15 protein-coding genes are annotated in these 13,158 nt (G+C 71.6%); 13 read left to right on the forward strand and 2 right to left on the reverse strand.

The window, feature by feature from the left end; genetic code table 11:
- Positions 1 to 140 precede the first annotated feature (140 nt).
- The 10 genes from ftsZ (at position 141) to dnaE (ending at position 10,215) form a co-directional block, all read left to right on the forward strand.
- Positions 141 to 1,397, forward strand: a complete 1,257-nt coding sequence (gene ftsZ / locus ASD18_RS14745; RefSeq protein ID WP_056093423.1) for a cell division protein FtsZ — start codon at positions 141 to 143, stop codon at positions 1,395 to 1,397.
- A 7-nt stretch (positions 1,398 to 1,404) separates the two neighbouring features.
- The gene (gene pgeF, locus ASD18_RS14750; RefSeq protein ID WP_056093425.1) at positions 1,405 to 2,166 is read left to right on the forward strand and encodes a peptidoglycan editing factor PgeF; all 762 of its coding nucleotides are present in this window, start codon (positions 1,405 to 1,407) and stop codon (positions 2,164 to 2,166) included.
- 145 nt (positions 2,167 to 2,311) lie between these two features.
- The gene (locus ASD18_RS14755) at positions 2,312 to 2,806 is read left to right on the forward strand and encodes a cell division protein SepF (RefSeq protein WP_056093428.1); all 495 of its coding nucleotides are present in this window, start codon (positions 2,312 to 2,314) and stop codon (positions 2,804 to 2,806) included.
- 3 nt (positions 2,807 to 2,809) lie between these two features.
- A complete protein-coding gene (locus ASD18_RS14760) occupies positions 2,810 to 3,094 on the forward strand; it encodes a YggT family protein (RefSeq protein ID WP_056093431.1) in 285 nt (94 codons plus the stop codon).
- Between the two features lie 129 nt (positions 3,095 to 3,223).
- Entirely contained in the window at positions 3,224 to 3,907 is a 684-nt protein-coding gene (locus ASD18_RS14765; protein WP_056093742.1) for a DivIVA domain-containing protein, read from the forward strand.
- Positions 3,908 to 4,064: 157 nt separating this feature from the next.
- Positions 4,065 to 4,526 carry a TraR/DksA family transcriptional regulator gene (locus ASD18_RS14770; RefSeq protein WP_056093434.1) on the forward strand — a complete coding sequence of 154 codons (462 nt, stop codon included), beginning with the start codon at positions 4,065 to 4,067 and terminating at the stop codon, positions 4,524 to 4,526.
- A gap of 20 nt (positions 4,527 to 4,546) precedes the next feature.
- On the forward strand, positions 4,547 to 5,182 hold the full coding sequence (locus tag ASD18_RS14775) for a signal peptidase II (RefSeq protein WP_082574071.1): 636 nt from the start codon (positions 4,547 to 4,549) through the stop codon (positions 5,180 to 5,182).
- Positions 5,175 to 6,113, forward strand: a complete 939-nt coding sequence (locus ASD18_RS14780) for an RluA family pseudouridine synthase (protein WP_056093436.1) — start codon at positions 5,175 to 5,177, stop codon at positions 6,111 to 6,113. The genes ASD18_RS14775 and ASD18_RS14780 overlap by 8 nt, the downstream gene beginning before the upstream one ends.
- Positions 6,110 to 6,592 carry a GNAT family N-acetyltransferase gene (locus tag ASD18_RS14785; protein WP_056093439.1) on the forward strand — a complete coding sequence of 161 codons (483 nt, stop codon included), beginning with the start codon at positions 6,110 to 6,112 and terminating at the stop codon, positions 6,590 to 6,592. Before ASD18_RS14780 ends, ASD18_RS14785 begins: the two co-directional genes overlap by 4 nt.
- 83 nt (positions 6,593 to 6,675) lie before the next feature.
- Positions 6,676 to 10,215 (forward strand): DNA polymerase III subunit alpha, encoded by a 3,540-nt coding sequence (gene dnaE, locus ASD18_RS14790; RefSeq protein ID WP_056093442.1) that lies wholly within the window; start codon positions 6,676 to 6,678, stop codon positions 10,213 to 10,215.
- On the opposite strand, the gene ASD18_RS21360 is transcribed toward dnaE, so the two are convergent.
- Positions 10,196 to 10,393, reverse strand: a complete 198-nt coding sequence (locus tag ASD18_RS21360; RefSeq protein ID WP_056093444.1) for a hypothetical protein — start codon at positions 10,391 to 10,393, stop codon at positions 10,196 to 10,198. The two genes, dnaE and ASD18_RS21360, sit on opposite strands and share 20 nt — an antisense overlap.
- Before the next feature lie 266 nt (positions 10,394 to 10,659).
- Between ASD18_RS21360 and ASD18_RS14800 the strand changes: the two genes are divergently transcribed.
- Together ASD18_RS14800 and ASD18_RS14805 are read left to right on the forward strand one after the other, a co-directional pair.
- Entirely contained in the window at positions 10,660 to 10,983 is a 324-nt protein-coding gene (locus ASD18_RS14800; protein ID WP_056093745.1) for a helix-turn-helix transcriptional regulator, read from the forward strand.
- Entirely contained in the window at positions 10,973 to 11,470 is a 498-nt protein-coding gene (locus ASD18_RS14805) for an SRPBCC family protein (RefSeq protein ID WP_056093447.1), read from the forward strand. The genes ASD18_RS14800 and ASD18_RS14805 overlap by 11 nt, the downstream gene beginning before the upstream one ends.
- Positions 11,471 to 11,477: 7 nt before the next feature.
- Here the strand turns inward: ASD18_RS14805 and ASD18_RS14810 are convergent, their stop codons facing one another.
- Entirely contained in the window at positions 11,478 to 11,696 is a 219-nt protein-coding gene (locus ASD18_RS14810; protein WP_056093450.1) for an RNA-binding S4 domain-containing protein, read from the reverse strand.
- Between the two features lie 101 nt (positions 11,697 to 11,797).
- On the opposite strand from ASD18_RS14810, the gene hisD reads away from it, so the two are divergent.
- The gene (gene hisD / locus ASD18_RS14815) at positions 11,798 to 13,120 is read left to right on the forward strand and encodes a histidinol dehydrogenase (protein WP_056093748.1); all 1,323 of its coding nucleotides are present in this window, start codon (positions 11,798 to 11,800) and stop codon (positions 13,118 to 13,120) included.
- Positions 13,121 to 13,158 lie beyond the last annotated feature (38 nt).

Genomic DNA, 13,158 nt, shown 5'->3' on the forward strand with positions numbered 1-13,158 from the left:
CACTGACAGCACACCTGACATAACTATAACCCTCAAGTAGAGGGTGAAGGTTTCACCCCGACCCTGTCCCGCCGTCGAGCGGGCCGCGGACGGACCACGTGGCCCCGGCCGCGACCGGCACAGAACGAGAGGCACCCACCGTGGCAGCTCCGCAGAACTACCTGGCGGTCATCAAGGTCGTCGGCATCGGCGGCGGCGGCGTGAACGCCGTGAACCGCATGATCGAGGTCGGCCTCAAGGGTGTCGAGTTCATCGCCGTCAACACCGACGCCCAGGCGCTGCTGATGTCGGACGCGGACGTGAAGCTCGACGTCGGCCGCGAGCTCACGCGCGGCCTCGGCGCCGGCGCGGACCCCGAGGTCGGCAAGAAGGCCGCCGAGGACCACAAGGACGAGATCGAGGACGTCCTGCGGGGCGCCGACATGGTCTTCGTCACCGCGGGCGAGGGCGGCGGCACCGGTACCGGTGGCGCGCCGGTCGTCGCGCGGATCGCGCGGTCGCTCGGCGCGCTGACCATCGGTGTCGTCACGCGGCCGTTCACCTTCGAGGGTCGTCGTCGTTCGGTGCAGGCGGACTCGGGCATCGAGGCGCTGCGCGCCGAGGTCGACACGCTCATCGTCATCCCCAACGACCGGCTGCTGCAGATCTCCGACCGGTCCGTGTCGGTGCTCGACGCGTTCCACTCGGCCGACCAGGTGCTGCTGTCGGGTGTCCAGGGCATCACGGACCTGATCACCACGCCGGGCCTCATCAACCTCGACTTCGCCGACGTGAAGTCCGTCATGCAGGGTGCCGGCTCGGCGCTCATGGGCATCGGCTTCGCCCGCGGCGACGACCGCGCGGTCCAGGCCGCCGAGATGGCGATCTCCTCGCCGCTGCTCGAGGCCAGCATCGACGGCGCGCACGGCGTGCTGCTGTCCATCCAGGGGGGGTCGGACCTCGGGCTCTTCGAGATCAACGAGGCCGCGCGACTGGTCCAGGAGGCCGCGCACCCGGAGGCCAACATCATCTTCGGCGCCGTGATCGACGACGCCCTGGGAGACGAGGTCCGCGTCACCGTCATCGCGGCCGGCTTCGACTCCGGCTCGCCCACGATCCGCCGCGACGCCCGCGCGCTCGGCCAGGTCAGCGGCAACTCGGCCCGTCAGGTGCCGGCCGTCGCGTCGCAGGTCCCCACGCCGCGCCCCGTGCTCGACCCCGAGGAGCAGCTGGTCCCCGTCGGGTCCTACACCCAGAACCGTGCGGCCGCGCCGGCCCAGCCCGACGTCCCGGCCTTCCTGTCCACCGAGGCGGAGCCGACGCCGATCACGGGAGCGCTGGAGGTGCCCCGGATCTTCAGCGAGGACGCCCCCCGGCGCGACCGTGACGAACTGGACGTACCGGACTTCCTCAAGTAGCCGGGCCGTGAGCGGAACGCAGCCCGGGAGCGACCTCCCGCCCGTCGTGGAGGTCGATCTCGGGGCTGGCGTCCGGGCCGGGTTCAGCACGCGTGGCGGAGGAGTCAGCCGCCCGCCCTACGACGCCCTGAACCTCAGCTACCAGGTGGGCGACGAGCCGTCCGACGTCGCGCGCAACCGGGCGCGCCTCGAGCGGTGGGCCGGGGTCCCGGTCGCGTACGCCGCGCAGGTGCACGGGACGGGGATCGTCGTCCTGTCCGAGCCGCCCGCGGCGGGCGTCATCTCGGTCGGCGAGTACGACGCCCTGGTCTCGGTCGACCCGTCGGTCGCCGTCGCGGTGCTGGTGGCCGACTGCGTGCCCGTGCTGCTGGCCGACGCCTCCGCCGGCGTCGTGGCCGCGGTGCACGCCGGACGGCGCGGCCTGGTGGCCGGCGTCGTCGAGGCGGCGGTCTCCGCCATGGTGACCCAGGGTGCGGACGTCGGCCGGATCCGGGCGGCCCTCGGACCGTCGATCGCGGGGGAGTCGTACGAGGTGCCGGCCGCCCTGCGGGACGAGGTCGCGGACGCGGTCCCGGAGACGCGGGCGACGACGGACTGGGGGACCCCGGCGCTCGACCTGCCCGCAGGCGTCGTCGCGGTGCTGCGCCGGGCCGGCGTCGAGCGGGTCACCGTGCAGGCGCGCGACACGTGGAAGGACCCCGCCCTGTTCTCCTACCGGCGCTCGCCGCGCACCGGCCGGTTCGCCGGGGTGGTCGGCATGCAGGCGTGACAGCCGCCGAGGTTGTCGGGCGTGTCGTGCCGTGACCGGAACGCGCGCGTTGCTACCGTGACCGGCAGAGGGAGCCCACCGTCGCCGTCAGGACCGGCAGGGGCTCCGGGGTGGTCCGGAGAGATCCGGGGAGGGAGCCAAGGCGATGGCCGGAGCGCTGCGCAAGACGATGCTGTACCTCGGCCTGGCCGACGACCGGTCGGAGCACGAGGAGTACCTCGAGGAGTTCGACGACCAGGAGGTCGCGGTGCCGCAGGAGTACGAGGCCCAGGTCACGCCGTTGCACCGGCCGACGCGCACGTCGCTGCCCACGCAGGCGGCGCAGCACGCTCCCGCACCTGCTGGTGAGCTCCGTCGCATCACGACGATCCACCCGCGCTCGTACAACGACGCGCGCAAGATCGGCGAGGCGTTCCGCGAGGGCACCCCGGTCATCATGAACCTCACGGACATGGACGACGCCGACGCCAAGCGGCTCGTCGACTTCTCCGCGGGCCTGATCTTCGGGCTGCACGGCGCGATCGAGCGGGTGACCAGCAAGGTGTTCCTGCTCTCGCCGGCGCACGTCGAGGTCGCCGGGGAGGCTGCCGGCCCGGTCGCCGAGCCGCCGACGCGTGCGGGCTTCTACAACCAGAGCTGACGCGTGCAACTCGTCGCCGCACTGCTGTTCTACGTCGTCCTCGCGTTCTTCCTCCTGCTCCTGATCCGGCTGGTGCTGGACTGGGTGCAGTTCTTCGCGCGGGACTGGCACCCCTCGGGGATCGCCCTGGTGATCGCGGAGGCGACGTACACGGTGACCGATCCTCCGCTGAAGGCGTTGCGGCGGATCCTGCCTCCCCTCGCCATCGGATCCGTCCGTCTGGACCTCGCCTTCCTGGTCCTCGTGCTGGGATGCTCGATCCTGATGTCCATCCTCAGCCGCATCTGACCTGACGATCCACCTGTCCATGGGCGTGTCGCGGGGACGTGCGCGCACCGCATTCTCCGATACCGTGGCCCGAGGCGGTCGGTGGACTGCCGCCGGCCCGACCGAGCACTACCGACTGAGGTGATGACGATGGCTCTGCTGACTGCAGACGAGGTCTTGAACAAGAAGTTCCAGGCCACGAAGTTCCGCGAGGGCTACGACCAGGACGAGGTCGACGACTTCCTGGACGAGGTCGTCAACACGCTGCGCGACCTGCAGGGTGAGAACGACGACCTGAAGACGAAGCTGGCGGCGGCCGAGCGCCGGATCGCCGAGCTGAGCCGTGCGGGTTCCCAGCAGGCTGCACCGGCCCCCAAGCCGGAGCCGACCCCCGAGCCGATCCCGGCTCCGGCCCCGGTGATCGCCGCCCCCGTCGCCCAGCCCGCGCCGATCGTCGCGCCGGTGCAGAGCGGACCGCGGACGAGCGAGCCGGAGTCCGCGACCGGGATGCTCGCCCTGGCCCAGAAGCTGCACGACGACTACGTGCGCAGCGGCCAGGAGGAGTCGGACCGCCTCGTGGGTGAGGCCAAGAGCCAGGCCAACCGCATCGTGCGCGAGGCCGAGGAGACGTCGCAGCGCACGCTCGGTCAGCTCGAGCAGGAGCGCTCGCTCCTGGAGCGCAAGATCGACGAGCTGCGCGTGTTCGAGCGCGACTACCGGACCCGCCTCAAGAGCTACCTCGAGAACCTGCTCGGCGACCTGGACAACCGTGGCAACGCCCTGCCGCCGCGGTCGGGTCAGCCGCAGCCGGTCGGAGACGGCCAGAACCTCTGACGTCCCGTCCGGCGACCACCCGCCGGACACCCCGCATCACCACAGGTCAGGTCCTCTGTACACGCGCGCCGCGCCGGGTTTCACCCGGCGTGGCGTGTTGTGTCCCTGCCTGTGCCCGCATACAGTCGCGTGACTTCGAGGACAGGGGGGCCCGCTCGTGGCCATCAACGACGCGCTCAGCGCGGTTGACGTCAGCACGGACACCAAGGAACTGGCCAAGCTGGTCAAGCACTTCCCGGTTCGTGACGGCGAGAAGCCGTGGACCGCGCGCGAGGTCAAGGACGTCGCGGAAGAGCTCACCAGCGACATCGACCGACTGACCAGCGAGCTGGCGGCGGCGGACGCCGAGCTGTCGGACCTGTTGCGGAACTCCGGCGACGGCGCCGGCGACGACCAGGCCGACTCGGGCTCCTCCGCGCTGGAGCGTGAGCAGGAGCTCACGCTCGTCAACAACACGCGGGACCTGCTCGCGCAGACCACCCGCTCCCTGGCGCGCATCGCAGCCGGCACGTTCGCGACCTGCGAGTCGTGCGGCAAAGCGGTCGGCAAGGCGCGCCTCCAGGCGTTCCCGCGGGCGACCCTGTGCGTCGAGTGCAAGCAGCGCGAGGAGCGTCGCTGACGCGCACGTAGACTCCTGCGGTGCCCACCACGACGGACGACCAGCCCGACGCGCCCTCGACCAGCCCTCGCCGGCGCGCGCTGCTGATCCTGCTGTTCTCGCTCGCGGCCGTCGTGCTGGTGCTCGACCAGGCGTCGAAGGCGTGGGCGATCGAGGCGCTGGCCGACGGCGAGCGGCGGCAGCTGGTCGGTGACCTGCTCGGGTTCCAGCTCGTGTTCAACCCCGGCGCCGCGCTCTCCATCGCGACGGGGATGACCTGGGTCCTCACGGTCGTCGCGACCGTCGTGATCGTCGTCGTCGTGCGGGCCAGCCGCCGGATCGGGTCGCGCGCGTGGGCCGTCGCGCTGGGCCTCCTGCTCGGGGGCGCCCTGGGGAACCTGGTCGACCGGTGGATCCGGGAACCCGGGCCGGCCGAGGGCCACGTGGTGGACTTCATCGCCTACGCCGACTGGTTCGTCGGCAACGTCGCCGACATCGCGATCGTCGTCGCCGCGGCTCTCGTCGTGGTCCTGGCGGCCCTCGGCATCCACCTCGACGGCACGCGTGACGTCCGGGAGCCACGAGAGCCCGCAGAGGCGCAGGACGTGATCGACGCCCCGGACTCCGACTCCACGACGACCACCACCACGACGACGTCGACCGAGCAGAATGCCTGACACGCGGGCGATGCCGGTGCCCGACGGGCTCGTCGGCGAGCGGGTGGACGCGGCCCTGGCGCGGCTGCTCGGGCTCTCCCGCACCCGCGCGGCGGAGATCGCGGAGGCCGGCGGCGTGCACCTAGACGGCAAGGAGCTGGGCAAGTCCGACCGGCTGTCGGCGGGCGGCTGGCTCGAGGTCGCGATCCCGGACGTGGTCCCGGCCTCCACCATCGAGGTCGTCGCCGAGCCCGTGCCCGGCATGCGGATCGTGTACGACGACGACGACCTGGTGGTCATCGACAAGCCCGTCGGCGTCGCCGCGCACCCGTCGCCGGGCTGGACCGGCCCGACCGTCGTCGGCGCCCTCATGGCTGTGGGCTACCGGATCTCGACGTCCGGCGCGGCCGAGCGGCAGGGGATCGTGCACCGCCTCGACGCGGGGACGTCCGGGCTGATGGTCGTCGCCAAGAGCGAGCACGCCTACACGGTGCTGAAGCGGGCGTTCAAGGACCGCACGGTCGAGAAGGTCTACCACGCGCTCGTGCAGGGGCACCCGGAGCCGACGACCGGCACCATCGACGCCCCCATCGGCCGGCACCCCAGCTCGGACTGGAAGTTCGCCGTGGTGGCGGACGGCAAGCCGTCGATCACCCACTACGAGGTGCTCGAGATGCTCCCCGCGGCGTCCCTGGTGGAGATCCACCTGGAGACCGGGCGCACGCACCAGATCCGTGTGCACTTCTCCGCCACCAGGCACCCCTGCGTCGGCGACCTCACGTACGGCGCGGACCCGTCGCTGGCGGCGCGCGTGGGCCTGACCCGGCAGTGGCTGCACGCCATGCGGCTCGGGTTCCACCACCCGAGCTCGGGCGAGTGGCTGGAGCTGACCAGCGAGTACCCCGAGGACCTGGCGCGTTCCCTGGCCGTGCTGCAGGACGGGTACGCGTGAGCGTGCGTGTCGTCCGGGTGGAGACGCCCGAGCAGCGCGCCGCGATGACGGCGATCCGGATGGCCGTGTTCGTCGAGGAGCAGAAGGTGGCCGCCGAGCGCGAGATGGACGCGCTCGACGACGACCCCGCCACGGTGCACGTGCTCGCGCTCGGCGACGACGGGACACCCCTGGGCACCGCCCGGCTGCTGCCGCCGCACCGCGCGGGTGAGCCTGCTCACGTCGGTCGGGTCGCGGTGGGCGCCGTGGCCCGCGGGGAGGGCGTCGGGGCGCAGCTCATGACCGCCCTGGAGGCCGAGGCGCTCGACCGGTTCGGGGTGGTCGCCGACGGGGTTCGGACGGTGTCCGTCGAGCTCAGCGCGCAGGAGCAGGCGCTCGGCTTCTACGCGCGGCTGGGCTACGTCGCCCGGCCCGAGCGGTACCTGGACGAGGCCATCTGGCACCGCGACGCGGTGAAGGTCGTGACGGCTCCGGCCTAGGCGCGCCGCGACACGCCGGGCGCCCGCCGACACGGCCCGACGGCGGCTCGGGACTGTGGGTGGCCCGACGTAGGATCGCCCGCATGGCATCAGCTGGGGGCTCCGACTTCGTCCACCTCCACGTGCACACCGAGTACTCGATGCTCGACGGCGCGGCGCGCCTGGACGACCTGTTCACCGAGGCCAACCGCCTCGGGCAGACGGCCGTCGCCATCACCGACCACGGGTACCTGTTCGGGGCGTTCGACTTCTGGCAGAAGGCCAAGAACCACGGGATCAAGCCGATCATCGGCGTCGAGGCGTACGTCACGCCGGGCACCAGCCGGTTCGACCAGAACCGCGTGCGCTGGGGCGAGGCGCACCAGGCGTCCGACGACGTCTCGGCCCGCGGCGCCTACACGCACATGACCCTGCTGGCCAAGTCCACCAAGGGGATGCACAACCTCTTCCGGATGTCCTCGCTGGCGTCGCTCGAGGGCCAGATGGGCAAGTGGCCGCGCATGGACCGCGAGCTGCTGACCACGTACAGCGACGGGCTCATCGGCACCACGGGCTGCCCGTCGGGCGAGGTGCAGACGCGCATCCGGCTCGGCCAGTTCGACGAGGCCGTGCGGGCCGCCGGGGAGCTGCAGGACATCTTCGGCAAGGAGAACTACTACGTCGAGCTGATGGACCACGGGCTCGAGATCGAGACCCGGGTCATCAAGGACCTGCGGCGCCTGGCCGAGGCGATCGGTGCGCCCGTCGTCGCCACCAACGACCTGCACTACACCAAGCACGAGGACAGCCACGCGCACGAGGTGCTGCTGTGCGTCCAGTCGGGCTCCACCCTCGCCGACCCCGACCGGTTCAAGTTCGACACCGACCAGTTCTACCTGAAGTCCGCGGAGGAGATGCGGCGCACCTGGTCCGAGATCCCGGAGGCGTGCGACAACACCGTCCTCATCGCGGAGCAGTGCGAGGTGGAGTTCAACACCGACGCCAACTTCATGCCGAACTTCCCGGTCCCGGCCGGGGAGAGCGAGGACTCCTGGTTCATCAAGGAGGTCGAGACCGGCCTGCAGAAGCGGTACCACGGGACGATCCCGTCGGACGTCCGCACGCAGGCCGAGTACGAGACGGGCGTCATCACCCAGCTCGGGTTCTCCGGGTACTTCCTGGTCGTCGCCGACTTCATCAACTGGGCCAAGGACCAGGGCATCCGCGTCGGTCCGGGCCGTGGGTCCGCGGCCGGCTCGATGGCGTCGTACGCGATGGGGATCACCGAGCTGGACCCGCTGGAGCACGGGCTGATCTTCGAGCGGTTCCTCAACCCCGAGCGCGTGTCGTGGCCCGACGTCGACGTCGACTTCGACGAGCGCCGGCGCGGCGAGGTCATCCGGTACGTCACCGACAAGTACGGCGAGGACCGGGTCGCCCAGATCGTCACGTACGGCACCATCAAGGCCAAGCAGGCGCTCAAGGACGCCTCGCGCGTCCTCGGCTTCCCGTTCGCGATGGGGGAGAAGCTCACCAAGGCGATGCCGCCCGCGGTGATGGGCAAGGACATCACGCTCTCGGGCATCTACAACCCGCAGGACTCCCGCTACGCGGAGGCCGACGAGTTCCGTCAGGTGGTGCAGGCGGACCCCGAGGCGCAGCGCGTGCTGGAGACCGCGAAGGGGTTGGAGAACCTCAAGCGCCAGTGGGGCGTGCACGCGGCCGGCGTCATCATGTCCAGCGAACCGCTGGTGGACATCGTCCCGATCATGCGGCGCCCGCAGGACGGCGCGATCATCACGCAGTTCGACCAGCCGGGGTCCGAGGCCCTGGGCCTGATCAAGATGGACTTCCTCGGTCTGCGCAACCTCACGATCCTCGACGACGCCCTCGAGAACATCGAGATGAACGGCAAGGCCGCCATCAAGATCGAGGAGGTGCCGCTCGACGACCCGGCGACGTACGAGCTGCTCGGTCGAGGCGACACCCTGGGCGTGTTCCAGCTCGACGGTGGCCCGATGCGCTCGCTGCTGCGTCAGATGCGGCCCGACAACTTCGAGGACATCTCGGCCGTCATCGCGCTGTACCGGCCCGGCCCGATGGGGATGAACTCCCACATCAACTACGCGCTGCGCAAGAACGGCCTGCAGAAGGTGGAGCCCATCCACCCGGAGCTGGAGGCGCCGCTCGAGGAGGTCGTGGGCATCACCCACGGGCTGATCGTCTACCAGGAGCAGGTGCAGCGCGCCGCGCAGAAGCTGGCCGGGTACACGCTCGGCCAGGCCGACCTGCTGCGCCGCGCGATGGGCAAGAAGAAGAAGGAGGTCCTGGACAAGGAGTTCGTCCCGTTCCAGGCCGGCATGCGCGAGCGCGGCTACTCGGACGCCTCCATCCAGGCCGTGTGGGACGTGCTGGTGCCCTTCGCCGGGTACGCCTTCAACAAGGCCCACTCGGCGGCGTACGGCGTCATCTCCTACTGGACCGCCTACCTCAAGGCCAACTACCCGACCGAGTACATGGCCGGGCTGCTGACCAGCGTGCGCGACGACAAGGACAAGTCGGCGCTGTACCTGGGCGAGTGCCGGCACATGGGCATCACGGTGCTCGCGCCGGACGTCAACTCCTCGTCGGCCAACTTCACGGCCGTCGGCAAGGACATCCGGTTCGGCCTGACGGCCATCCGCAACGTGGGCGCCAACGTGGTCGACGCGATCGTGCGCTCGCGCGAGGAGAAGGGCGCGTTCACGTCGTTCACCGACTTCCTGGACAAGGTGCCCGCAGTCGTCTGCAACAAGCGGACCATCGAGTCGCTCATCAAGGCCGGGGCGTTCGACTCGCTCGGGCACGCGCGGCGCGCCCTGCTGCTGGTGCACGAGCAGGCGGTCGACTCGGTGATCGGCGTGAAGCGCAAGGAGGCCGAGGGCCAGTTCGACCTCTTCGCCGACCTGCTGGGCGGTGACGACGCCGGCCAGGGCTTCGCGGTGGTCGTGCCGGACCTGCCGGACTGGGACAAGAAGCAGCGGCTCGCGTTCGAGCGGGAGATGCTCGGGCTGTACGTGTCCGACCACCCGCTGTCCGGGCTCGAGCACGTGCTCGCCGCCGCGGCGGACGTGTCGATCGCCACGCTGCTGCAGGACGAGCAGCGGCCCGACGGCTCCACGGTGGTCATCGCCGGGCTCATCACGTCGCTGCAGCGCAAGATGTCGAAGCAGGGCAACCCGTGGGCCGCGGTCACCATCGAGGACATGGAGGCCTCGGTCGAGATCATGTTCTTCGGCGAGACCTACCTGGCGTACTCGACGGCGCTGGCCGAGGACGCGGTCGTCGTGATCCGCGGACGCGTGCGGCGGCGCGACGAGACCATGCAGCTGCAGGCCATGGAGGTGTCGCTGCCGGACGTCTCGCAGGCCGCGGACGCGCCCGTGGTCGTGTCGATGGCCGTGTCCCGCTGCACGCCTCCGGTGGTCGAGCGGCTGCGCGAGGTGCTCTCCACGCACCCGGGGGTCACGGAGGTCCACCTGCGGCTGACCAGTCCCGGTCGCGCGACCGTCATGCGGCTCGACCACGGGCTGCGTGTCGAGCGGTCTCCGTCGTTGTTCGGGGACCTGAAGGCGCTGCTCGGGCCTAGCTGCCTGGCGTCCTGACCAGCCACGCGAGCACCTCGGCCGCGTGGCGGTCGGGCGGGAACACCGGGTAGAACACCTTCTCGACGACCTCGTCCCGCACGACCATCGTGAGCCGCCGCAGCAGTGTCCTGCCGTCGACCTCGAACGTGGGCACCCGGAGGGCGTGCGTGAGAGCGAACGACTCGTCGCTGAGCATCGCGAACGGCGCCGGTCAGCGGGTACGCGTACAGGATCGTGCGACCCGGCCCGAGGCGGTCGAGGTGCACGGCGGACCCGTCGGTTGCCCTCAGGGTGACCGCGGGCATCGCGATGCCCGTGAGGTGGTCCGCGGCTCCGTCGTCCGCGGGCACCGGGAGGTCGTCGGGGAGTCGGGTCAGGTCGAACACGCTGCCACGCTACCCAGGCCGCGTATAGCGCTTGCGTTATATAACGGGATGCGGAAAGATCGAACGCGTGCAGATCATGGACGCGTTGGGGGACCCGGTGCGCCGCCGGCTGGTCGAGCTGCTCGCCGACGGCGAGCGCAGCGCGGGCCAGCTGGCGACCGCGGTCGGCGCCGAGTTCGGCATCAGCCAGCCGGCCGCGTCGCGGCACCTGCGGGTGCTGCGCGAGGCGGGCGTCGTCGACTCGGAGCCGCGGGGTGCGGTCCGGCTGTACTCCGTGCGCCCGGAGGCGTTCGACGAGGTCGAGCGTTGGGCGCACGGCATCCGCCGGTTCTGGGACGGGCACCTGGACGCGCTGGAGACCGAGATCGCCCGCGGGCGGAGGAGACGAGATGACGACTGACGTGTGGGGAGTGCTCCGGCCGTCCGCGACCGGGGTGACGGTCCGCTTCGAGCGGCGGTACGCGACCACGTCCGACGACCTCTGGTCCAGCGTGACGGAGCCGGACCGGCTCGCCCGCTGGCTCGGTCCGGTCTACGGCGACCTCCGGGTGGGCGGCCGTTACGAGCTGCGGATGGGCGACGACGTGGACGGTTCGCCGGAGAACGCGGTCGGCGAGGTCCTCGAGTGCGACCCCCCGCACCGCCTGCTGGTCGGCTGGCGGTTCCCCGGGGAGGACGAGTCGCGCGTGGCGCTCGAGATCCGTGCCGACGGCGACGGCGCCGTCCTCGTGCTCGAGCACCTGGACCTGGCCGAGGCCGCGGCGCGCGGGTACGGCGGCGGCTGGCACGCGTCGCTCGACCAGCTGGACGACTACGCGGCGGGCCGCCCGGTCCGGCCCTGGCACGAGCTGTTCGACGCCGCACTGCCGCGCTACCAGGAGGCGTGAGCCGCGGTCAGGCGACCGTGGCCTCCTTGTAGCCCGTCGGCAGGTCCACCTCGACCACGTCGCCGCGCACCAGCTGGCGGCCGCGCCGGGCCTCGTCCTCGCCGTTCACCGTCACGGCACCGTCCTCCAGCAGCGCGCGGGCGTGCGCGCCGGAGTCGGCGAGGTCCGCGAGCTTGAGGAACTGGCCGAGCCGGATCGAGTCGTCGGAGATGGGCACCTGGGTCATGGCAGCAGTCTGCCGTGCTCCGCGGTCCGTGTGGCGCAGCGCACGCCCGACCCGTGGTCCTGGCCAGGCCCGTGGCAGAGGTCCGTCCTATGCTCAGGAACGTGATCACCCGGATCGACCTGCGCGGTCGCACCCTGTCGCGCCGCGAGCTCCTGGAGGAGCTCCCCAGAGCCGAGGTCGACGTCGAGCACGCCGCCGAGGTCGTCGCACCGATCCTGGCGGACGTGCGCAAGCGGGGAGCCGCCGAGCTGCGCGACCTCGCCGAGCGGTTCGACGGTGTGCGCCCGGTGCACCTGCGCGTCCCGGTCGAGGTGATCACCGCGTCCGTCGGGGTGCTCGACCCCGACGTGCGGGCGGCGCTCGAGGAGACCATCCGTCGTGTCCGCCAGGTGCACGGCGCCCAGCGTCCCGCCGACTTCACGGTCGAGCTCTCGCCCGGCGCCCAGGTCCGGCAGCGCTGGCTCCCGGTCCGCAGGGTCGGGCTCTACGTCCCGGGCGGGCTCGCGGTGTACCCGTCGTCCGTCGTGATGAACGTCGTCGCGGCGCAGGCGGCCGGCGTCGCCTCGCTCGCCGTGGCCTCCCCGCCGCAGAAGGACCAGGGCGGCCTGCCGGACCCGGTGGTGCTGGCCACGTGCGCGCTGCTCGGCATCGACGAGGTGTACGCCGTCGGTGGTGCCCAGGCGGTCGCGATGTTCGCCTACGGCGCGGCCGGCACCGACGACGTGGACGGCGAGACGCTCTGCGAGCCCGTCGACGTGGTCACCGGCCCTGGCAACGTGTACGTCGCTGCGGCCAAGCGGCTGGTCCGGGGGATCGTCGGCATCGACGCCGAGGCCGGCCCCACCGAGATCGCGATCCTGGCCGACGGGACCGCGGACGCCACGCACGTCGCCGCCGACCTCGTCTCGCAGGCCGAGCACGACCCGCTCGCGGCGGCCGTGCTGGTCACCCCGTCGGTCGAGCTCGCCGGCGCGGTCGAGGCCAAGCTGATCGACCGGGTGGACGCCACGCGGCACCGTGAACGAGTGACCACCTCGCTGCGCGGGGAGCAGTCCGCGATCGTGCTCGTCGACAACCTGGAGCAGGGCCTGGAGGTGGTCAACGCGTACGGCGCGGAGCACCTCGAGATCCAGACGGTCGGCGCGGCGGCGCTCGCCGAGCGCGTGACCAGCGCGGGCGCCATCTTCGTCGGCGCGTACTCCCCGGTCTCCCTCGGGGACTACATGGCCGGGTCCAACCACGTGCTCCCCACCGGCGGCTGCGCCCATTTCGCCAGCGGCCTCGGGGTGCACTCGTTCCTGCGCGCCGTGCAGGTGATCGAGTACGACGCCGACGCGCTCGCGGAGGTCGCCGACAAGATCGTGGCGCTCGCGGACGCCGAAGGGCTCCCCGCGCACGGCGAGGCGGTGCGAGCCCGATTCTGACCGTCACCGTCGAACACGTGCGTGCCCGCCACCCCAGC

Source organism: Cellulomonas sp. Root137 (genome assembly GCF_001426725.1).
Taxonomy (GTDB): Bacteria; Actinomycetota; Actinomycetes; order Actinomycetales; family Cellulomonadaceae; genus Cellulomonas.

What these genes read in the sequence shown, in the direction of transcription:
- ASD18_RS14805 (WP_056093447.1), top strand. Translation starts at nt 10,973, where the DNA reads ATGACGACTGACGTGTGGGGAGTGCTCCGGCCGTCCGCGACCGGGGTG.
- ASD18_RS21360 (WP_056093444.1), bottom strand. Translation starts at nt 10,393, where the DNA reads ATGCTCAGCGACGAGTCGTTCGCTCTCACGCACGCCCTCCGGGTGCCC.
- ASD18_RS14755 (WP_056093428.1), top strand. Translation starts at nt 2,312, where the DNA reads ATGGCCGGAGCGCTGCGCAAGACGATGCTGTACCTCGGCCTGGCCGAC.
- ASD18_RS14810 (WP_056093450.1), bottom strand. Translation starts at nt 11,696, where the DNA reads ATGACCCAGGTGCCCATCTCCGACGACTCGATCCGGCTCGGCCAGTTC.
- dnaE (WP_056093442.1), top strand. Translation starts at nt 6,676, where the DNA reads ATGGCATCAGCTGGGGGCTCCGACTTCGTCCACCTCCACGTGCACACC.
- ASD18_RS14765 (WP_056093742.1), top strand. Translation starts at nt 3,224, where the DNA reads ATGGCTCTGCTGACTGCAGACGAGGTCTTGAACAAGAAGTTCCAGGCC.
- ASD18_RS14780 (WP_056093436.1), top strand. Translation starts at nt 5,175, where the DNA reads ATGCCTGACACGCGGGCGATGCCGGTGCCCGACGGGCTCGTCGGCGAG.
- ASD18_RS14800 (WP_056093745.1), top strand. Translation starts at nt 10,660, where the DNA reads ATGGACGCGTTGGGGGACCCGGTGCGCCGCCGGCTGGTCGAGCTGCTC.